General features: G+C 44.4%; 17 protein-coding genes and 3 tRNA genes. 1 reads left to right on the top strand and 19 read right to left on the bottom strand.

Annotated elements, in window-relative coordinates; all coding sequences use genetic code 11:
• Window positions 1-26: 26 nt before the first annotated feature.
• The 8 genes from L3V23_RS19270 to L3V23_RS19235 all read right to left on the bottom strand — a co-directional run bounded on the left by L3V23_RS19270 (window position 27) and on the right by L3V23_RS19235 (window position 8,009).
• Complete coding sequence (locus L3V23_RS19270; RefSeq protein ID WP_102966925.1) at window positions 27-971, bottom strand: SPOR domain-containing protein; 945 nt, start codon at window positions 969-971, stop codon at window positions 27-29.
• A gap of 184 nt (window positions 972-1,155) precedes the next feature.
• Complete coding sequence (locus L3V23_RS19265; RefSeq protein ID WP_042489789.1) at window positions 1,156-2,094, bottom strand: ABC transporter permease; 939 nt, start codon at window positions 2,092-2,094, stop codon at window positions 1,156-1,158.
• A 2-nt stretch (window positions 2,095-2,096) separates the two neighbouring features.
• The gene (locus L3V23_RS19260) at window positions 2,097-3,074 is read right to left on the bottom strand and encodes an ABC transporter permease (RefSeq protein ID WP_042489791.1); all 978 of its coding nucleotides are present in this window, start codon (window positions 3,072-3,074) and stop codon (window positions 2,097-2,099) included.
• 169 nt (window positions 3,075-3,243) lie between these two features.
• Window positions 3,244-4,803, bottom strand: a complete 1,560-nt coding sequence (locus L3V23_RS19255; RefSeq protein ID WP_102964136.1) for an ABC transporter substrate-binding protein — start codon at window positions 4,801-4,803, stop codon at window positions 3,244-3,246.
• 94 nt (window positions 4,804-4,897) lie between these two features.
• Entirely contained in the window at window positions 4,898-6,613 is a 1,716-nt protein-coding gene (locus L3V23_RS19250) for an ABC transporter ATP-binding protein (protein ID WP_042489794.1), read from the bottom strand.
• A 1,068-nt stretch (window positions 6,614-7,681) separates the two neighbouring features.
• Window positions 7,682-7,758, bottom strand: a tRNA-Pro gene (locus tag L3V23_RS19245).
• Window positions 7,759-7,813: 55 nt separating this feature from the next.
• Window positions 7,814-7,889 (bottom strand) — tRNA-His (locus tag L3V23_RS19240).
• A gap of 43 nt (window positions 7,890-7,932) precedes the next feature.
• Window positions 7,933-8,009, bottom strand: a tRNA-Arg gene (locus L3V23_RS19235).
• Window positions 8,010-8,326: 317 nt separating this feature from the next.
• Between L3V23_RS19235 and L3V23_RS19230 the strand changes: the two genes are divergently transcribed.
• A complete protein-coding gene (locus L3V23_RS19230) occupies window positions 8,327-8,728 on the top strand; it encodes a cytochrome c5 family protein (protein WP_042489810.1) in 402 nt (133 codons plus the stop codon).
• Window positions 8,729-8,793: 65 nt separating this feature from the next.
• On the opposite strand, the gene L3V23_RS19225 is transcribed toward L3V23_RS19230, so the two are convergent.
• The 11 genes from L3V23_RS19225 to L3V23_RS19175 all read right to left on the bottom strand — a co-directional run bounded on the left by L3V23_RS19225 (window position 8,794) and on the right by L3V23_RS19175 (window position 19,320).
• A complete protein-coding gene (locus L3V23_RS19225) occupies window positions 8,794-10,428 on the bottom strand; it encodes an ATP-binding cassette domain-containing protein (RefSeq protein ID WP_102966924.1) in 1,635 nt (544 codons plus the stop codon).
• Window positions 10,425-12,017 carry an ATP-binding cassette domain-containing protein gene (locus tag L3V23_RS19220; protein ID WP_102966923.1) on the bottom strand — a complete coding sequence of 531 codons (1,593 nt, stop codon included), beginning with the start codon at window positions 12,015-12,017 and terminating at the stop codon, window positions 10,425-10,427. The genes L3V23_RS19225 and L3V23_RS19220 overlap by 4 nt, the downstream gene beginning before the upstream one ends.
• Window positions 12,014-12,403 carry a YbaN family protein gene (locus tag L3V23_RS19215; protein ID WP_102964133.1) on the bottom strand — a complete coding sequence of 130 codons (390 nt, stop codon included), beginning with the start codon at window positions 12,401-12,403 and terminating at the stop codon, window positions 12,014-12,016. Before L3V23_RS19215 ends, L3V23_RS19220 begins: the two co-directional genes overlap by 4 nt.
• 126 nt (window positions 12,404-12,529) lie before the next feature.
• Complete coding sequence (locus L3V23_RS19210) at window positions 12,530-13,048, bottom strand: pyridoxamine 5'-phosphate oxidase family protein (RefSeq protein WP_102966922.1); 519 nt, start codon at window positions 13,046-13,048, stop codon at window positions 12,530-12,532.
• Between the two features lie 22 nt (window positions 13,049-13,070).
• Window positions 13,071-14,474 carry a VWA domain-containing protein gene (locus L3V23_RS19205; protein ID WP_102966921.1) on the bottom strand — a complete coding sequence of 468 codons (1,404 nt, stop codon included), beginning with the start codon at window positions 14,472-14,474 and terminating at the stop codon, window positions 13,071-13,073.
• Complete coding sequence (locus L3V23_RS19200) at window positions 14,474-14,977, bottom strand: hypothetical protein (protein ID WP_102954962.1); 504 nt, start codon at window positions 14,975-14,977, stop codon at window positions 14,474-14,476. The genes L3V23_RS19205 and L3V23_RS19200 overlap by 1 nt, the downstream gene beginning before the upstream one ends.
• A gap of 2 nt (window positions 14,978-14,979) precedes the next feature.
• A complete protein-coding gene (locus L3V23_RS19195; RefSeq protein WP_102964129.1) occupies window positions 14,980-15,450 on the bottom strand; it encodes a TadE/TadG family type IV pilus assembly protein in 471 nt (156 codons plus the stop codon).
• Window positions 15,447-16,217, bottom strand: a complete 771-nt coding sequence (locus tag L3V23_RS19190; RefSeq protein ID WP_102954960.1) for a tetratricopeptide repeat protein — start codon at window positions 16,215-16,217, stop codon at window positions 15,447-15,449. Before L3V23_RS19190 ends, L3V23_RS19195 begins: the two co-directional genes overlap by 4 nt.
• Window positions 16,214-17,119 carry a type II secretion system F family protein gene (locus L3V23_RS19185; RefSeq protein ID WP_102966920.1) on the bottom strand — a complete coding sequence of 302 codons (906 nt, stop codon included), beginning with the start codon at window positions 17,117-17,119 and terminating at the stop codon, window positions 16,214-16,216. The genes L3V23_RS19190 and L3V23_RS19185 overlap by 4 nt, the downstream gene beginning before the upstream one ends.
• Window positions 17,120-17,122: 3 nt before the next feature.
• Window positions 17,123-18,022, bottom strand: coding sequence for a type II secretion system F family protein (locus tag L3V23_RS19180; RefSeq protein WP_102966919.1), 900 nt, complete (start codon window positions 18,020-18,022; stop codon window positions 17,123-17,125).
• Window positions 18,019-19,320, bottom strand: coding sequence for a CpaF family protein (locus tag L3V23_RS19175; protein WP_237292793.1), 1,302 nt, complete (start codon window positions 19,318-19,320; stop codon window positions 18,019-18,021). The genes L3V23_RS19180 and L3V23_RS19175 overlap by 4 nt, the downstream gene beginning before the upstream one ends.
• Between the last annotated feature and the right edge of the window lie 3 nt (window positions 19,321-19,323).

Genomic DNA, 19,323 nt, shown 5'->3' with positions numbered 1-19,323 from the left:
ATTCTCTTAAATAAGTAAACTTTGGATTACTTTACACAAAGCACATTGAGAAGAGAGGTGCCTTTTAAAGTATTGACCTTACCCGTGGTAAAGAAGCCTTTACTGCTCTCACCCCAATAAGGCAAATAAACTGGCCACTTATCTTTTTCCATCACTTTAGAATCAAGCAACTGCTTCCATTCGGCTTCTGTGGCTAAGCGCATTTTTTGTTGCTGGCAACGTTTCTCCGCATCAGCATAATTTAGGCGATTCCACGCCAAATCATGCTCCATATAGAACTGCTCCTTTTCATCCATCACGTAAGGAACTACGTAATGAAGGCCACTCAGCGTTGCTTCACGTCGAATGGTGATACTAGGCATGTCTTTAGTCGCCTTTGGCACGGCTTTAGTTGCGGATAGCGTTACTGCGGGTTTTGCTTTTGGTGCTGGTTTAACAACTGGCTTAGGTTTCGCGGCGACTTCTTTCTTAGCAGTACTTTGGGATTTGGATGCTGGTTTTTTCTCAGTAACAACCGGAGCATCTTGCTCGCCTTTGCGCACTTCGCGAATGAATGCTTCTTTGTAAAGTTTCTCGCTTCTAACCCCTGCGAGCTCTTTTTTGGCTGTCGCATAGTCATCGTAAGGGCCTATCAGGCAGCGTAACGCTTTCCCTTCTGGCTTCATCCATACATCTGTTGAGATGTGCTTATAAAGCACTTTAGCGCGGCTTAACGGCATTGATTCATTCAGCAAGCCACACTGAATCCAAAATAGAGAGTCTTTTCCTTTCGGTGCAGAATTCCCCCACAGTCCCTTACCAATTGGGCAGTTGCTGTTTAACTGAGGAAGCTCGTTGGTTGAAGCTTGAGTTCCACCACACAAAAACTGATCAGGCTCAGCGGCCAAAAGTGTTTGAGAAGCAAAACAAAAAGGCAATCCAATCAAAAGAAGGTGAGAAAGTTTCGGCATTGCGGCCCCTTTAATATCCATACGCTCTCCGTTCAGGTGACTATGGTTACTGTCAATACTCGACCTGAGCTTGTATCTATCTGACTATTTATGGTTGTGAGTAAAAATTTTCAGTTATTGCAAGAAAAGATAAGCAAAAAAAGAGCCGTAATCACTTACGGCTCTAGTTTAGGTAGATTATGTCAACAAAATCAATCGACGAGGATCACCCTTTATAGATTTTCGGGTTAAATACGTCACGCAGCCAGTCACCGAGCAGGTTAATCACCAATACTAATGTTACAAGCAGCACACCCGGGAAGGCTGTGATCCACCAAGAGCCTGAGAAAATATAGTTGAAACCGATACTGATCAGGGCACCCAATGATGGTTGGTCAACAGGCAAACCTAAGCCAAGGAATGAAAGTGCCGCTTCTGACATGATAGCGTTTGCCACCTGTACCGTTGAGATAACCAGAATTGGAGACAAACAGTTAGGCAGAATGTGACGGAACATGATACGAGGCGCTTTAAAGCCCATGACACGAGCCGCTTCCACATACTCTTTCTTCTTCTCAGCTAATACAGATGCACGAATAGTTCGCGCATACTGAGGCCATTCAGCCACACCGATAATCACCACCAGCATTAACACTGCGTATTCGCTATAGAACTCGCTACCGAAACTCGCTTTGAAGATTGCCGATACAATGATCGCCACCATCATGGTCGAGAACGACAACTGAACATCGGCAAAACGCATTAAGTAGCTATCAATACGACCACCAAAGTAACCAGAAGATAGACCAATGATAATGCCCAAGAACAGCTGTAGCGCTACCGCTAGGAAACCGATCGTCAGTGAAAGACGTGAGCCGTAAAGCATGGTCGATAAAATATCGCGCCCTTGCTCATCAGTACCCAGAAGGAAACGCTCATCACCGCCATCCATCCAAGATGGTGGAAGTTCTGCGTCCATAATATCAATCGATGACATATCGTATGGGTCTGTCGGTGCAATAAGCGGCGCAGCCACTGAAAGCACCAAGAAAATCATACAGATGGCAAAGCTGAACATTGCCACTTTGTCACGTAAGAAGTAGTACAGAAAATCTGACTGTTTAAAACGCTCCCAGCGTGAAGGAGCTGCTGCAAATTCGCTCATGATTATGCTCCTTTTCCTGTTAAGTCTACGGTTGGGTTAATCAATCCGTATAACAAATCAACCACTGTGTTGGTAACAACGAAGATTAAGCCAACGAAAATAACGTAAGCAGTAATCAAAGGTGTATCTACACGGTTAATAGCTTCAAGGAATAGGAAGCCTGTACCCGGCCACTGGAATACTGTCTCTGTCAAAATGGTATACGCCACCATAGTACCAATCTGAACACCACCCACCGTGAGCACTGGCAACATTGTGTTTTTCAGCGCATGTTGGTAGTAGATTTTCTTCAGCGGTAAACCTTTTGCCGTGGCAAACTTAATGTATTCAGAGCTCAGAACTTCGAGCATTTCAGAACGAACCAAGCGAATAAACAGTGGCAACATGATGGAAGCCAGTGAGATACAAGGCAGAATCAGGTGCAGTAAACCATCAACCGTAAAGTAGCCTGATTCCCAGCCCAACAGATTGTAGGTTTCACCACGTCCATAAGATGGTAACCAGCCCAATTCAATCGAGAAGATATACATCAGCATAATCGCTGTTAAGAACACCGGAATAGAGATACCGATGCTACTACCGGCCATCACGACTTTCGTAAACAGACTTTTTGGTTTTATTGCCGTATAAACACCAATTGGAATAGAGCAAACAATAATGATTAATGACGCGCCAAAGACGAGCTCAAGAGTCGCCACTAATTTATCAAGAATGACTTCAATAGCTGGGCGTTTAAAGAAATAAGATGTACCTAAGTCACCCTGCACCGCAGCAGTAACAAAGCGAGAATATTTGGTAATGAAGGGATCGTTCAGACCAAGTTCATCGCGCAGCGCTTGGCGCTCAGCTTCTGAAACAGATTGGCCGACAAGCTCACGTAGCGGGTCACCCAAGTTATCTTGGATGGCAAACGCCACTAAACTGATCACAAACATCACTATCAGTGCCTGAAACAGGCGCTTGACCAGAAACGTAAACATTCCTTGCCCCTTAACTTTCCATGCAAAATTCGGAATACACACGAGGTGCGAAAATACTCAGCCTAAAAAACGACACTTTATCCGACTGAAAAAATAAACTGTCTAAGTGTTAAAACACGCCTTCGATGTCAAACACCGAAGGCGTGGTGTTACTTGTTAATGCTCAATCTTACTTCTCGTCAACCACTAGGTCGCCGAAGTAAGGGAAGTCCATTGCGTTCACGATGTCTTTCGCATGTACGTTAGACTTGGCACCCCAAGCAAGGTTTTGCCAGTGTAGAGGAACGAACGCTGCATCGTTGTACAGAGTCGCTTCTATTTTCTGTAGCATTGCTGCACGTTTAGCTGGATCTGTTTCAAGGTTAGCGTCTTCTACTAACTTATCCACTTCTGGGTTAGAGTAGTGACCACAGTTGTATTGGCCTTTACCTGTCTCTTCGTTACGAGTCATAGTCAGAAACTCAGTGAAGTTCGCTGAATCCTCTGTATCTGCGTGCCAACCGATCATCAACATATCCGCTGAACATAGGTCGAACTCTGGCCAGTATTGCGCTTTAGGCATAGTCTTAAGATCAACTTTGATACCGATCTTAGACAGCATTGCTGAAACAGCTTGAGCTACTTTTGCATCGTTCACATAACGGTTGTTTGGAGCGATCATAGTAAGCGTGAAGCCTTTGTCGTAACCGGCTTCTTTCATTAGCTCTTTTGCTTTTTTCAGGTCAAAGCGTGGAACTAGCTCAGGGTTGTAACCTGCGTAGCCTTTAGGGCTTTGTTGACCAGCCGCTGTTGCGAAGCCTTTCATGATCTTATCAACGATACCTTCGTTGTTAATCGCATGAACGATAGCTTGACGAACACGAACATCTTTCAACGCTTCGTTGCTAGATTGGTTCATTTGGAACGTGATGATACGAGTACCAGGAAGAGTGATTAGGTCAACGCCTTTCGCTTCTTCAACACGTTTGTGATCGTTAGGCGCTACAGGAGCAATCATATCTACGTCGCCAGAAAGCAGCGCAGCAACACGAGTCGCATCTTCTTTGATTGGCACTAGAGTTAGTTTGTCTACGTTACCTTTAGACGCTTTGTCCCAGTAACCGTCAAAACGTTCAAACTCAACTTTTACGCCTTGTTCACGAGAAGTAACGATGAAAGGACCAGTACCTGATACGTGAGTAGAAGCAAAAGAGTTTCCGTGTTTCACGATTTCAGCTTTGTCTTTACCGTCTTCACCAGTACCAGAGTAGAACTTGCTGTCCATTGGGAAGATGTAAGTTGCGGTTTGAAGAACAAGCGGGTATGCACCTTTTGACACTAGGTCAAATGTGTAATCATCTACTTTAACGATTTTTTCAAACGGTTCGAAAATCGCTTTGAAATCTGGAGAAGCTTGTAGACGGTCGAATGTCCAAACTACATCGTCAGCCGTTAGTTCGTTACCAGAATGGAACTTCACACCCTTGCGTAGATGGAAACGTACTGTTTTGTCGTCAATACGCTCCCATTTTTCCGCTAGGCGAGCTTCAAAATCCAAATCTTGTGTGTAACGAACTAGTGGATCAAATACCATATGAGACATCTGAAGCGTACCACCTGAAAGTTGCTCATGTGGATCAAGAGACACTGGGTCTGCGTCGTACGCTACTTTGATGTCTGCTGCGCTAGCTGCAAAGCTTAAACCAGCGGCCATTAAAGCTAATGCTAATTTGCTTTTCATGGTTTTCATTGCATAACTCCTTATGCGGGAATCCAAATCCCTAGTTGTTGTATTTGCTTCTGCTTAAAATGCCAAACAAGAACGTTTGGTAATGGTTACGGCTTTAGGCCGTTTCTACTTCTTCTCTTAATCCTGTGAATTCAGGCATCAAAGAAATCAGTTGTTTACTGTACTCGTGCTGAGGAGAGTTGAAAAGCTGCTCCGTTGGCGCAACTTCCAGTAAGGTCCCCATTTTCATCACACCTACGCGATCACACATCTGGCGAATCACAGGTAAATCGTGACTGATAAACAGCATGGTTAGGTTCAGTTCATCTTGAAGATCTTTGAGAAGGTTCAAAATCTGAGCCTGTACAGACACATCCAGAGCGGATGTCGGTTCATCACAAATCAATAAGCGCGGGCGCGTTGCTAACGCACGAGCGATAGAAATACGTTGGCGTTGACCACCTGAAAACTCGTGCGGATATTTCACGCCAGCCATTTTTCCAAGGCCTACGTGCTCTAATAAATCGTTCACGATTTGACGCGTTTCAGCTTCACCGCTGGTTAGCTTATGGAAACGAATAGGCTCCGCAACGATATCGAAAATCTTCATACGTGGGTTCATCGACGTATAAGGGTTCTGGAATACCATCTGCATTTGACGACGCATTGGGCGACGCTCTTTTTCAGATTTCAGAGCCGTTAAATCAATACCTTCAAATGTCACGCGACCATCATTTGGCTGGTAAAGACCAGCGATAACACGCGCAATAGTCGATTTACCTGAACCCGATTCGCCAACCAGACCAAAGGTTTCACCTTCAAACACTTCAAAACTCACATCGTTTGAAGCTTGTACGTATTCACGGCGGCTTTCGAATAAAGAATCTTTAGTCACAAAACGCAAGTTAACGTTTTCTACTTTCAGTAGCGGACCTGTGTACGCTCTGTCGTCCTGACTCTTGCCTAACCAGTGGTTTTTAATATCAATCGATTTTGTCTCTTCCGCTTGTTCGATATAAGTCACTAGAGGGAAACGGTCGAGTTTCTTGTCAGAGCGAGGTACAGCTGAAATCAGGCTGCGCGTATATTTGTGGTCAGGGTCACCCAGCACTTTCGCTGTTGGCCCAAATTCAACCAGATCACCACGATACATAACCGCTACGCGGTCGGTAACGTTAGACACAACACCCATATCGTGCGTTACCAACATACAACCTACGTTGTTCTTGATACATAAATCACGAATAAGACTTAGGATTTGATCCTGAATAGAAACATCCAGCGCCGTTGTTGGTTCATCCGCAATAATCAGATCAGGCTCACCAGCAAGGGCGATAGCAATAACCACACGCTGACGCATACCACCAGAGAACTGGTGAGGATATTGCTTAAGACGGTTTTCAGGCTGAGGAATACCCACTTGTTTCATTAAAGAGAGCGCACGTCGATACGCTTCTTCATCGGAAACCTTCATATTGGCATGAATAGTTTCTGTTAGTTGATGTTCAACAGTAAATAGCGGGTTCAAAGACGTCATTGGGTCTTGGAAAATAAAGCCAATTTTAGAACCACGCACTTTGCGCATTTTCTCAGGTGATAAACCGGAAATTTTTTCACCATCTAGGAAAACTTCACCACCAGCAATCGTGCCTGGAGGGCTAAGCAAATCAATAACAGCATTACCAACGGTAGACTTACCCGCACCAGATTCGCCAACCACACCGACGATCTCACCACGCTCAATGTTGAACGAAAGTGATTTTACTGCCGCATGCACACCGTGACGCGAAGGATATTCAATACGAAGGTTTTTTACTTCTAAAAGTGACATTTACACCAGACCTCTACTGCTCGGCAGTTTTCTGCCCTGTCTGCGCCTCATACACCGATGAAAAATACGAGTAATATGAAGACAAGTGAATCCATTCTTGTCAGTACAAAATTCTGACAATTTACAAGCCCATCAATTTGGCAAATATTTCACAGAAAAGCAACAAAGATAGGATAAAAAGTCGATAAAAAACGAATTCAAAGCACTATTATCGAATTTGTATGCACCACAATTGCACATAACAATGGTTTGACCATTTATCTAGCACGTAAAATCACACTGACCAACTTAGCCTTAAACACTGTAAAGCAACAGAATAACCATACAATCTAAAATCAACACAGTGAATAATAAATCAAATTTAAGCAACGTTATTTTGTTAACAAAATAGAAACAAAATCAGAAATTACAGTGAAAGAAAAAACTAATGACCAAATTAAAATTAAACAGCAGTCATTAAATCGAAACATAGATCACAAGTGCAGATGTTTATTCCGGACGATTTCATTCACATAAATTGCAAATTTAGTCACTTTTAAATTCTAACACCCATTTTCGTACAAAATACACGCACTTATACTTTAGATGATTTTTACCCAGCGCAAAGAATGACCCTTTAGAATTTGAAACCCATCCCAGCGTTTAGCAAATAAAATTACAAAAACATCATTAAAACATCCATCTCGCCGTCATTCCGCTTCAAGACGACAAAAGCCCCAGTCTTTCAACTGAGGCTTCATTATAGTAGCCGGTGAAAAGCCAGATCCTGAACATCAGGCGAACCCCACCTTGTTCGAAAACCTAAACTCTGAATGTAAAAAGCCCCGTCATTTCTGACGAGACTTTATATTGTGGTCGGTGAAGAGCCAGATCCCGAACATCAGACGAACCTCACTCTGTTCGAAAACCTAAACCATGAATGCAAAAAACCCCGTCATTTCTGACGAGACTTTATGTAGTGGTCGGTGAAGAGCCAGATTCCGAACATCAGGCGAACCCCGCTCTGTTCGAAAACCCAAAATCTGGATGTAAAAAAGCCCCAGTCTTTCGACTGAGGCTTCGTTATAGTGGTCGGTGAAGAGGGATTCGAACCCCCGACCCTCTGGTCCCAAACCAGATGCGCTACCAAGCTGCGCTATTCACCGACGAGTGTTTTATCTCAAAATTCATCAAGAAAGGGAACCGAAGTTACCAGAATAATGGGGTGGCCAACGAGGCTTGAACTCGCGACAACCGGAATCACAATCCGGGACTCTACCAACTGAGCTATGGCCACCACTGTATTTGCCAATTCGCTTACAATCCCGTAAGCATCCGGATGGCGCGCCCGAAAGGATTCGAACCTTCGACCTTTGGCTCCGGAGGCCAACGCTCTATCCAGCTGAGCTACGGGCGCATGCCCTATCGGCGGAGTGGAATAATACGTAGTTCACACTATGTCGTCTAGTATTTTTTCAACTTTTTTTGCCGTTTGATGGCTTTTTCGTCACATCCTTGTAGCTATTACCACAATAAGGATGTGACTAAGACCTTGAAGATCGCAACTTGTTGTTTATTGCAACAACTTATCGGGATATAATCACTCACTGTTTACATTGATTTAACAGCAAAGTTAACTTAACACACAAACTATGTTGCTTAAAATCACCCCTACTCTAAATATAAATAGGTAAGCAGCACTTACCTTCGGAATGTAAAGTGAGTTTATAGGATATGTCTCGATCACTCTTTAGCGTATTGTTCGCTGCTCTAACTTTTTCTACTGCAGCCCTAGCAACTAGCCAAGCTGATTATGATGCTATTGCTGAACGTATTAAACCCGTTGGTGATGTTTACCTAGCTGGTAGTGAACCTGTTTCTGCAGAACCTGCAGGCCCTCGTGATGGTGCGAAAGTCTACGGTACTTTCTGTATCGCTTGTCACGCCTCTGGAGTAAGCGGTGCGCCAATTAAAGGTAACGCTGACCAATGGGCACCTCGTATTGCTCAAGGCATCGATGTATTGAAAACCCATGCGATTAACGGTTTAAACATGATGCCACCTAAAGGTACATGTATGGACTGTTCTGACGATGAAATCGTTGCAGCAATCGAGCACATGATTGAAGGTTTGTAATTTCTTTCTATATCAAACGCTTTCTATGTAAAAAGGGCTTGGATTAACCAAGCCCTTTTTATTATTTAACAAATCAGTTTTCCATCCTGCAATTGCCAATATTGACAACGTTGGCTCACCTCTTCAGCCTGATGAGCAATTTCCACCACCAACTTATTTTTCCAGTGGCTTTCAAGCCTGTGCCGTATCTCTTTCTCAGTCTGTTTATCCAGAGCGCTAAATGCCTCGTCCAATAAGTAAACAGAAGCATCTCTCAACCACGCTCTTGCTAGTGCGATGCGCTGAGCTTCACCACCACTGACTCTCGAACCATTTAAACCAAGCTCAGTATCCAGCCCCTGCTCCAATGCGAGGTACAAGGGGTCGAGGCAAACGAGCTGGAGCGCTTTTACCAACAGCTCATCACTGTACTCTTGGCCCAAACACAGGTTGTAGCGCAAACTCGCTGGAAAGATGATTGTCTGCTGAGGTATGTAACAGCAGTTCTGCCACATATCTAATCGATTCGAGTGATCAATTAACTCTCCATTGAAAGACAGAGAACCTTGGTCGGAGGTATAAATTGCAGCTAAGTAGCGCAACAGCGTGGTTTTACCACTGCCACTTTCTCCCTGAATAATGACATATTGATTCGCGTTCAATTCCAAAGATATATCCCTGAATAACCCATCGGAACGTTCTAAATATTGATGCCTAAGTTGGTCAACTTTTAGTAGAGTGTTGCTCGGTTCTGCTTTCTTAACTTTATTACACTCAGGTTTAGCAGAATCAAAGCTCTTTGTAAGCATCGACAAAACACGCACGCATGCGGGGAAAGTTTGTGGCAAATCTTCGAATGTCCGAGTCAAGGCAAGAACAGGCCCAAACGCTCCGGCATACAGACATAAAAGAGGCAGAGATACCTCTCCTTCTAGCCACCAAACTTGCAATACAAACCCCAAAAAACCTAAACCGATGACCAGATCAGTTAACGCATCTTTGAGGCCGTTACGTTTTGCCAATTGATTATGGTATTGCTCTAGCTGCTTCCCCTGATCAGACACTTGTTGTTGAAAGAACTTCATTGCGTGCCAGTTTTGGATTTCACTTACCCCAGCAACGATGTCCGTCAATCGAGAGTTAAGCTGACCAAACTCACGGCGAAGAGTACTTCCTAAAGTGTAACTCCGCATCAGGTGCCAACTAGGAATGAACAAGCCTACAACTAGTAGTAAACCGCATAAAATCAATGCCACGGATCCTGACAGTAGGTAGCCATAGTAGGTAACGAAGGCTGAAACAATCAGCGCCGATAACACAGGAATAATGGTGTGGGCATAAAAGACTTCTATACGCTCAATGTCCGAAACAACTCTAGCGGTCAGATCTCCTGTAGAAAGAAGATGAATATTGTCAGGAGCTTGAGATTCTAATTGCCAATAGACTTGATTTCGTAAATCTTCTTGAATACGAAATGCAGCATTGTGTCCCGATAATTGCTCTATATATCGACAGAAAGCTTTCCCTGCACCAATGACTAACAAAGGCCATATGAGTTGTTGCCAAAGGAACGTTTGTTCTCCATCAAACAATTGCTGTGCGTAGTGTCCTGCCACGACGAGAATCGCAATTGTGCCCAATTGGTTTAGTACTCGACACGCCAAAGATACGCTTAAAGGAAGCCAATGCGGTCTGGCAAAATTTAATAACCTAATAATCACAAAGCCACCTCACGACATTTAGCGTTAGAACTACAAGCACCTAAATCGATTAAACGGTCTGCGCTCTCAATTAGCTTTGGAGAATGACTAATAACGAGAAGCCCCGAGTTCCTTTTCATCTGATGCAAAGCATCAATGACTTTTAACTCTGCCAATTCATCCAGTTGACGCGTCGGCTCATCAATCAACAATAAAGGTTGAGAAGACAACAGCGCACGGCTCAAACCAACTCTTGCAGCTTGACCACCTGATATATACTTCCCGCCTTCCCCTAGTGGGTAGCGCAAACCATCGGAACACTCCCCCCACTCTTCAAGCCCCGAGCGCTTCAATGCGTCCTGAATATCATGTTGTGACGTGTCTACTGCGGCAAAGCGGCAGTTCTCTTCGACTGTACCATCAAAAATATAGGGAACTTGTTGTAGGTAACCCACTGATTGTTTGGCAATAACACCACTATCTGGTTCTAGTTGTCCTCGAATCAACTTGAATAACGTTGATTTACCGCAGCCACTCTGGCCGCAAACAACAACCAATTCGCCTTTCTGAACGGTTAAATTAAACTCACTAAACAATTGAGATGTTGAAGAATAACCAAAGCTAAGCGATTGGATATCAAGCACCACGTTTTCACCACTAGGCACCGGATAGTCTTCATTATTTTCTGGCATCGATAAAACGCTGAGAACATCAGATTGAACTTCACGCCCCAGAGCCCCTGCGAAGAAAAAAGCGCCCATCAACGACAGAGGACGAATCAACTCCACGCTAGCAAGAATAATAAATGCCGCAGTACTCGCTTCTATAATTCCGGCGTGATAACGAGTAATGGCCAATAAAGACGCGGCGATAATCGTGCCGAGAGAAAAAAGCAAATCAACAAGAAGAATAACCAGTTGGTTCGTTTTCAATAGAGACATAGTCGAGCGTCGTAGCTCCGCACCGTGTTGTTCAATTGTTCCTCCCCATGCCTGAGAATGCTGATACAACTTCAGCACAGGTAAGCCATGCAAGCTTTGAGTAAAGAGCTCTGTTAACAACGCAAGATTGTGTTTGTATGTTGCGCTAACACTGGCAAACCTCTTGAAAACCAACATTAAAATAGCGGGGATGACAGGAATCATGAACAGGAGAACGAAACCAGAAAATGGATCAATTAACGCAATAAATACACAAACAAGCAGAGGACCAAGCAGGCCAATGAAAAACTGGGGAACAAACAATCCCCAATATAAATCAAGCACCTCGATACCTTCGCCTAATAAGTAGTTGAGCTTTCCACGTAACTCCGGAGTGAGCTGTGAAGGTTGCAGCCGCGACAATTTATCTAGTAGACGAGTACGTATGCTTTGTTTGACCTCGGCTGAAGTTCCGGCGCCTAGAGAACGATGCCAAATAATGAGGAAAAATCGACTGGCCAATAAAACACTTATCGCCAAAGCAATCCAATGGGCTGTTTGCAAAAACTCATTAGCAAACACCTGACTGACTAACCAATACTGAGCAACCAACGCGAGAATAACGGTAATACCACTACCAACTGTTTTAATTAACCATGGTTTCGCAGATTGAGGAACAGCACCTATCATGATTGCCCCTCACTCGCTTCAAACCGTGTTTTGTACTTCACAATCACATAGGTCTCGATCAAAGCAATTGCGATCAACGTTACTTGTGCCGATGGTCTATCACTTAATAAACCAAATGCCGTAGCCAAAATTGAAACCCATACCAGAACCAAGACTCTGATCTTCTCTTGAATAGTTAATCCAAGGTTCTCTTTGATGTTACGTAGCGTTGGTCCTAATAGTCGATTGGCCAGTAACCAACGCTGAAAGCGAGGCGAACTAACGCTAAAACAGTAAAGTGCCAGTAAAACAAAAGGCACTGTTGGTAATAAAGGAAGAAAAACACCGACCATACCAAACACAGTCGCAATGAGACCAATACTTAAATAGGTATATCTTCTTATCATGTTAATTATCTTTTGAGGTTGCTATCGCAAATAGAAGCGCCGCCTTTCGATGGTGGCTCTATGTCTATCGCTCTATTTATTGGTAGTACGAAAGGAGGAAGTTTCCTTCACAGCTTCTCATTGAACTCAAGCTGGCGTTTCTTCCGTATGCCCTTCCGTTAAATGAATAGCTTGCTGCATATGATGATCGAGTCGGAACGCTTGCCCAAAACCTTTCACATAGTTGCCAGACTTAGGAACAAAGCGGTAGAAACTGAAATCTTTCATTCCACAAAGCTGCTCCACAATATCCCCAAAGGTAGCTTTCATCTGAAGTTTGAGAGGAGCGGCTTCCTGATGAGCCTTATCGATATGAACAACATCACAATCGATCACTAAACGCTCACGCGCAAAGAGATGGCGGGCTTTATCTTCTGGCTCCACCAGCATTAGCGAGGCTTTAGGATGACACTGTAGGTTACGTGCATGTTTTGACACTGTGCTAAGCAGCATGATGAAGTCATTTCCTTGTCGAACAAACGGTCCGTAGCTGGCTAAAGGTATCCCTTTATCATCAACAGTACTCAGTTGTGCGGTCGAGAACTGTTCTATAAACGCCTGTATACGAGCTGGTAGACGCTCTAATTGTTCTTCGCGATAAGACATATTTTTCCTTTCTAGATATAGGTTATTCCACCAGTTGAATCTTGTTCAGAGTGGTGGCAACTTGTTGTAATACTGTTCTAATGGTTCGGTTGTTAGCCTGATAATACTGACCATGGCTGGCACACGATTCCACGGCTGGAGAGCGGTTGTTAAAATCAACAGAGATAATCTCTATGCCTTTGCGTTTCATCTCTCGGCACAGCATTGCTTGTTTTCTGTCTCTGACTTCACGATCAATTAAGTGGTCACCGTCCGTAAATAACACCATGACTTTTTTATTCGTTTCCAAGCCATAATCTCGTGGTAGCTCTTTCTTGCTCTTATCCCATTGCCCGCGCCAGTTGGGCGACAACAAACGCCAGGCCCACATTACGCCTTCAGCATTATTGGTATTCATTTCTGGATACAGGCTATCGAGGCTCTCAACAAATTCCCGATGGTTAGATTTCCATGGCTGGATACGGCTTACACCACAATCAATCGAATCAAACAGAGCAAGAGCGTGTTTCCAATCAGGGTTATAGGATGGGTAATTAATACTTGGATAATGCGCATGCAATGGCATGCCGTTTTTATATTCAGCACTAGGTGGCTTTTTTTCCGTTTCTAAATAGAAGCGCAGATTTTGCTCTTTAGGACCTTTTTCAAGACTGCGGATCCAATCTGAATGAATAAGTCCTGCCTTAGTCATGCCATCCTGTTTTTCCGGCAACGCCATACACATCGCTTGTCGCCGACGTCCAGGCACCCCTAGACTGAGTAAGTTTTTCCATCCCTGCTCTTTTGCTAGTGGTCGTAGCCCTCTCGGTATGGCTATCGCACTTGTCTTCATAAAATGTGGTTGCCAACCAATATTGATTAAACCTGTAGCTGGAACGATGCTGATGGTTTTACTTAAATTACGCCTTTCTTCTTCATATAAAATGTCTGCAAAATCCTTTAGCCCTTTGATGGCTAAAGACATAGGTGCACCTTCCATTGAGCCTGATACATCAAGCATGATGACGATTTCTAACGTGGTTTGATGCAAACGAGCGCCAGCCTGATGGCTCAGTTGTAAATCCCCCGATACCAGTTCTTCATTAAGCGCGAACTGGCCAGCTTTTAATTTCCCAGAAACGGTGACTTGGGTATTTTCATCCTCGACTTTAAGCTGACTATCTGGCGAAGACAGTCCACTATTTTCTTCGCCAACGTTGGCATCCAACAACTGATTGGCATCCTGAATAGCACTGACACTGTCCGATGAAGAATACAGAATTGCATCAGCTAACATGGAAAGTCGGCTACTAGCTGTGCTGTTCACAACGACCAACAGGACGAAGCTGAAAAAGGTCAACATACCCGTAAGAAAAATCGCTGCAGATGCCGAAATAACACCGCTTTGCTTATTGAAGCCAAAAGATACGAGCGAAGCTCTCAACATCAGTTGATCTCCCTAATCATGTGCGAGTGGAAACGCCCAGTTGGCCAAAGTTTCCAAACAGCGTTGTTACTCACCTTTTCATCTGGTGTAAAACAGATAGCTACTTCAACTAAGTTACCCAGCTCAAAATCAGGCCAACCATGAGTCAGAGGACACTGAGGACTCACTATGATAGGCGTCGTTTCATTGGTCGCTGCATTGTGCATAGCAATGGATAAATGCGCCGTACCTTGAGCAATGTAAGAAAGCTCTGTCTCGGCAAACGTTTCAAAATAAGGCAGTTGAGCCACGTTGTTGTCTAAAGTTAACGTACGTCGGTTACCGACCATCTCGAGAATGTTGTAGTTAAGGTTAACCAACCGCTGTTCAACTCGAAAAATAGTGAGAACCTCCGAGGCAGCGACAATAATCGTCAGCAACATCGGTAATATAAGTGTTACTTCGAGGCTCACACTGCCGCGTATGCGTCGAGCCTTGGAGTTCAAATAAAGGTATCGTTTCATAGCTAATCAAACAGTAAGTCTTGGGAGGCAATAACTGTGCTACGAAACACCAGCGGCTCTGAGTACAAGGCGGCTAAAGGGCTGAACTCGAGCTGAGTCGTCAAGGTTGCGGAGACTCGAAATACTGGATCAGCAGGACGAAAAACTCGACTCGACTCTTCCTCTTCTTCATCAACGTTAAGCAGCTCAGACAAAGAGTTGTAACGCGTGATATCAACGTCAACCCTGTCAATAAAGCCATAGCTATTACGCACAATCATGTTTTGTACTATGCCAATATTGAGTGGCTGTTTACGCCAATCTTCAGCAATCAGAACACGCAAAGAATGGCGCATCGCATGCTCAAGCAGACTGTATTGCAAATGAATACGTGTTATATCGAAAAACGCGAGTAACACTGCCAGCACAGCAGGCAATAACAGTGCGGTTTCAATACTGATCACTCCACGTTGCGACTGACAATACGCTCTCATTTCTCATCTCGGATAACAGCAAGACGAGAAATCAAAATCTCGATATCTCTTTCTACTTCGCTCGCTGGAAGATGACGAGAAAGCAAAGCTCTGGCTTCGTTCTCATTTCCTTCGGCCAATAGCAACAACGCAAAATTCAGTTCCACCTGAAGAGGAAGTTGTTGATAAGCCAATAGCGGTGAAAACACTTCACGAGCTTTTTTCACTTGGTTGTTATGAAGATAGCTAACGGCCAGATTAGAGCGGAAATAGGGTTCATCAGGCGACAATAAGATTGCGTGCTCTAACTCTGAACGCGCTTGCTTTGGATGATTAGCCAATAACGCGACACCAAGACCATTATGTAACTGAGCCTTAACATGAGTGTCTTTGGCTTTTGATACTCCAAGCTGATACGCAGCCACCGCCTCTGACTCTCTGCCCTCAGTAAGTAAAAAACGCCCCAAATACACACAAGACTCAGCCGCGATAGCATCATCACTGGCACACACATAACGCAGTTTGGCGATAGCCGTTTGCTTCTTATCTTGATGATACTGGCTTCGACCCAGCATCATTTGATAGTGCAAATTCTCAGGTGATAGCTCAAGTAATGCTAAATATTGGGCCTCTGCTTTGTCATACTGAGCATAATTAAAGGCTGCTTCGGCTAATACCCGGTTATTCGATTCTGTCTGCTTTTTGACTTTGCCTGGTGTCGCACATCCGACAAGCAGCGAGCTTACAAAAATCAATGCCCACATACGTAAAACATGACCATTCATCATTTCAAACTCTCCAGTAATAAGTTCATGGTTGGTGCGACAATCAAGACCATCAAAGGCAACATAATGAGTGCCATTTGAATCAGAGTAATACGCCCCGGCAACTTGCCAGCCTGTTCCTGCAATGACATTTTTCTTGATTGCCGAGCATCATTGCTTATCGTGCGCATTGTCTCCGCCAAAGGTGAACCGTATCGTTCTGCCATCGCCAGAGTATTCGCCAAACGCTCAAGCTCTCTTAAACCCGTTCGCCATGCTAATTTTTTTAAGCACTGTGCTGGTTCGCCTCTAACCTGAATTTCAGCGTAAGTACGAAGCATCTGCCGAGCGAGCATGGGTTCGACATCAAGAAGGTACAACCCCACCTTTTCCAGAGCTCGCTCAAGTGATAGACCTGCTTCAACACTAATCACCATAAGGTCTATCGCATCAGGTACAGCTTGCTGCTGTTTTTGCTGAGCTTGTGTAGCCTGACGCCGCAACCAATACTCAGGTAAGTTGGAGCCGAGCACATAACCAATGAGAACCACCATAACTGTATATGCCCCCATTAACTCACCCTCAACGGCTTGCCAAATAAGACCTAAAACAGCACTGATTAAACCAAGGAATAGCTTGGTGCCTAATACCGTGAGCAAAACCGATGAACCAGATATACCCGCATGTTCCAGCATCTGTTTCAGACGTTCCGTTTCCTTTTCTGATACGGGATATAGGGAGCCAAGAGATGTAAAAAATGACGATCTATCAGACTGAACGACGCTATTCTTGCTTAGATGTGAATACCGCTGACACTGCAATTGCCAAGCGACTTCAGACTGGCGGAACAGCAGCAACCACATCAAAACCGCCATACACACAGCGCCAACAGTCAATAAACAGAGCAGTACGGGGCTAAGAATCATCCATCACCCCTTAAGCTGAGTCATACGTCGAATCAACAGCAGTCCACCAAGAATGCTGCCCACAACATAAGCCATCACTACCTGACCTCCAGATGACGTCATCAAAAAGTCAAAATGCTCTCGGCCTGTGGAAAATAGAACTAAACAGACAAGCACGGGCAAAGCCGCCAGTACCTTTGCTGAGTTTCTTGATTCAGAAGTAATACTTTGAATACTGGCATTTAATTCGGCTCTTGCTCTCAGGGTCTGCCCAAGTCTTTCTAGAACCCCAGTTAAACGCCCCCCTGTTTCCTGTTGCAGACTCAGCACTATGGTCAGGAAACGAAACTCAGCAATTGGCATACGCTGCGCTGCTGCCTTCATCACTTCATCAAGACTCTGACCGACTCTCAGTTCATCGTGCATCTTAGTAAACAAACGAGCCGTCACATCCTGATGCTGCTGAGCGATTTCAAGTAAAACATCTGCCATTGGCGCACCGACACGCAGAGCCCGAATCAATCCATCGATCACATCGGGTAATTCATCGCGAAACTTGTCTTTTGCTCTTTGCTGTAACTGTTGATAGCTAAACCACACCACTACGATGGCAGTAATGAATGACAAGGGTATCGCTGCATACCAGTCCATACCGTTAAAACAAAGCACTGACGGCGCAACGAAAATGGAAACAGATAAAAGCAGTTGGCTTTGCTTAAGTTTCTTCGGGCTAACGAACGTTTGCAGGTTTTGATACCACAGCCAACCATACCAAGGGAGTTGAGTTTCATTTGAACCGCACTCCAGCTCAAGCAAGGCATAACGTTTTAACTGATTACGCCAAACTTCCTGATGTTCAATGTAGCGCCAGACAACGGTACCTATCAGTAACCAACCTGCCGCCATATAAATCAACCAGATCATTCACAACGCTCCATACATTGAAGAAGAGCGTCTTCTTTGGCGAAATGCGCCGCTTTTTCTATAAGAGTTGGTGACACTGAATAAGAGTTAAATCGACCATGAATATTCTGCTGCTCAGCACGTATCAGCTCGAAGCGAAAAACAGGGTTGAGTACAATGTCCTCACCTTTAATTCCAGTCACTTCACTTATCGCTGTTATACGGCGATGACCATCACGCATTCGCTCTAACTGAACGACTAAGTCGATTGCACTGACAATTTGGCTACGAATAATGTGATCCGATAAACGCTCCCCGCCCATCTGGAGCATATTGGTCAGTCGTACAATCGCATCCTGCGGATTGTTCGCATGCAAAGTACATAAAGAACCGTCATGACCAGTGTTCATGGCCTGCAACATATCAAATGCTTCTGCACCACGAACTTCACCTAAAACAATCCTATCCGGACGCATACGCAAAGCGTTTTTCACCAAATCACGAACCGTCACTTCACCATTCCCTTCTGAGCTCGCATTACGAGTTTCAAGCGGAACCCAATGAGGTTGAGCCAGAGAAAGTTCTGCGGCATCTTCAATGGTTAGAATTCGTTCGTCTTCACTGATGTGACGGCTAAGTGCATTCAACAAGGTTGTTTTTCCTGAGCCAGTACCACCAGAAATTAAGATGTTGCAACGGCAATAAGTTGCAAGAGCCAGAAACTCTGCCATCTGGGCGGACAAACTATCGTTGTCCACCAAATGAGAGAGCATCAGCTTACTGGCTGGAAATTTACGAATAGAAATACAGGTGCCATGCAGCGCTAAAGGAGGCGCAATCACATTGACACGACTGCCATCTTTTAAACGGGCATCCACCATAGGATTAGATTCATCTACCCTACGTCCAATCGCATTCACAATACGCTGAGCAACATTAAGAACATGCTTTGAATCGCGAAAACGAATGTCCGTTTTCTCCAACTTGCCGCGTCGTTCGATATAGATGGTTTCAGGCCCGTTAACCAGAATGTCGGAAACTTCAGGATCATCGAGTAAAGGCTGTATAGGACCAATGCCTACCATTTCATCAACAAGCTGTAAGGCCAAAACTGACAACTCTTGACGGTTGTAAGGCAGCATTTTTCTGCCTGAAATAATGCTCAGGGCATCTTTCACTCTTGGCAACAGTTCATCACGCCCCAGAGTGGCAGCGACTGACGGATCGACTAACTCATAAAAAGCTGATTTAGCCTCATCAGACATAGATAGCAGTTGAGAGCTACGAGCCTGTTGGGACAACAGTTCTTGCTTAAACATTGG

The organism is Vibrio sp. A1-b2 (assembly GCF_021726015.1).
GTDB classification, from domain to species: domain Bacteria; phylum Pseudomonadota; class Gammaproteobacteria; order Enterobacterales; family Vibrionaceae; genus Vibrio; species Vibrio diazotrophicus.
This window is presented reverse-complemented; position numbering and strand designations above follow the sequence as displayed.

Excerpts from the sequence above, each read along its gene's own strand:
- L3V23_RS19270 (WP_102966925.1), bottom strand. The coding sequence starts at position 971 with ATGGATATTAAAGGGGCCGCAATGCCGAAACTTTCTCACCTTCTTTTG.
- L3V23_RS19265 (WP_042489789.1), bottom strand. The coding sequence starts at position 2,094 with ATGAGCGAATTTGCAGCAGCTCCTTCACGCTGGGAGCGTTTTAAACAG.
- L3V23_RS19260 (WP_042489791.1), bottom strand. The coding sequence starts at position 3,074 with ATGTTTACGTTTCTGGTCAAGCGCCTGTTTCAGGCACTGATAGTGATG.
- L3V23_RS19255 (WP_102964136.1), bottom strand. The coding sequence starts at position 4,803 with ATGAAAACCATGAAAAGCAAATTAGCATTAGCTTTAATGGCCGCTGGT.
- L3V23_RS19250 (WP_042489794.1), bottom strand. The coding sequence starts at position 6,613 with ATGTCACTTTTAGAAGTAAAAAACCTTCGTATTGAATATCCTTCGCGT.
- L3V23_RS19230 (WP_042489810.1), top strand. The coding sequence starts at position 8,327 with ATGTCTCGATCACTCTTTAGCGTATTGTTCGCTGCTCTAACTTTTTCT.
- L3V23_RS19220 (WP_102966923.1), bottom strand. The coding sequence starts at position 12,017 with ATGATAGGTGCTGTTCCTCAATCTGCGAAACCATGGTTAATTAAAACA.
- L3V23_RS19215 (WP_102964133.1), bottom strand. The coding sequence starts at position 12,403 with ATGATAAGAAGATATACCTATTTAAGTATTGGTCTCATTGCGACTGTG.
- L3V23_RS19210 (WP_102966922.1), bottom strand. The coding sequence starts at position 13,048 with ATGTCTTATCGCGAAGAACAATTAGAGCGTCTACCAGCTCGTATACAG.
- L3V23_RS19205 (WP_102966921.1), bottom strand. The coding sequence starts at position 14,474 with ATGTTGAGAGCTTCGCTCGTATCTTTTGGCTTCAATAAGCAAAGCGGT.
- L3V23_RS19200 (WP_102954962.1), bottom strand. The coding sequence starts at position 14,977 with ATGAAACGATACCTTTATTTGAACTCCAAGGCTCGACGCATACGCGGC.
- L3V23_RS19195 (WP_102964129.1), bottom strand. The coding sequence starts at position 15,450 with ATGAGAGCGTATTGTCAGTCGCAACGTGGAGTGATCAGTATTGAAACC.
- L3V23_RS19190 (WP_102954960.1), bottom strand. The coding sequence starts at position 16,217 with ATGATGAATGGTCATGTTTTACGTATGTGGGCATTGATTTTTGTAAGC.
- L3V23_RS19185 (WP_102966920.1), bottom strand. The coding sequence starts at position 17,119 with ATGATTCTTAGCCCCGTACTGCTCTGTTTATTGACTGTTGGCGCTGTG.
- L3V23_RS19180 (WP_102966919.1), bottom strand. The coding sequence starts at position 18,022 with ATGATCTGGTTGATTTATATGGCGGCAGGTTGGTTACTGATAGGTACC.
- L3V23_RS19175 (WP_237292793.1), bottom strand. The coding sequence starts at position 19,320 with ATGTTTAAGCAAGAACTGTTGTCCCAACAGGCTCGTAGCTCTCAACTG.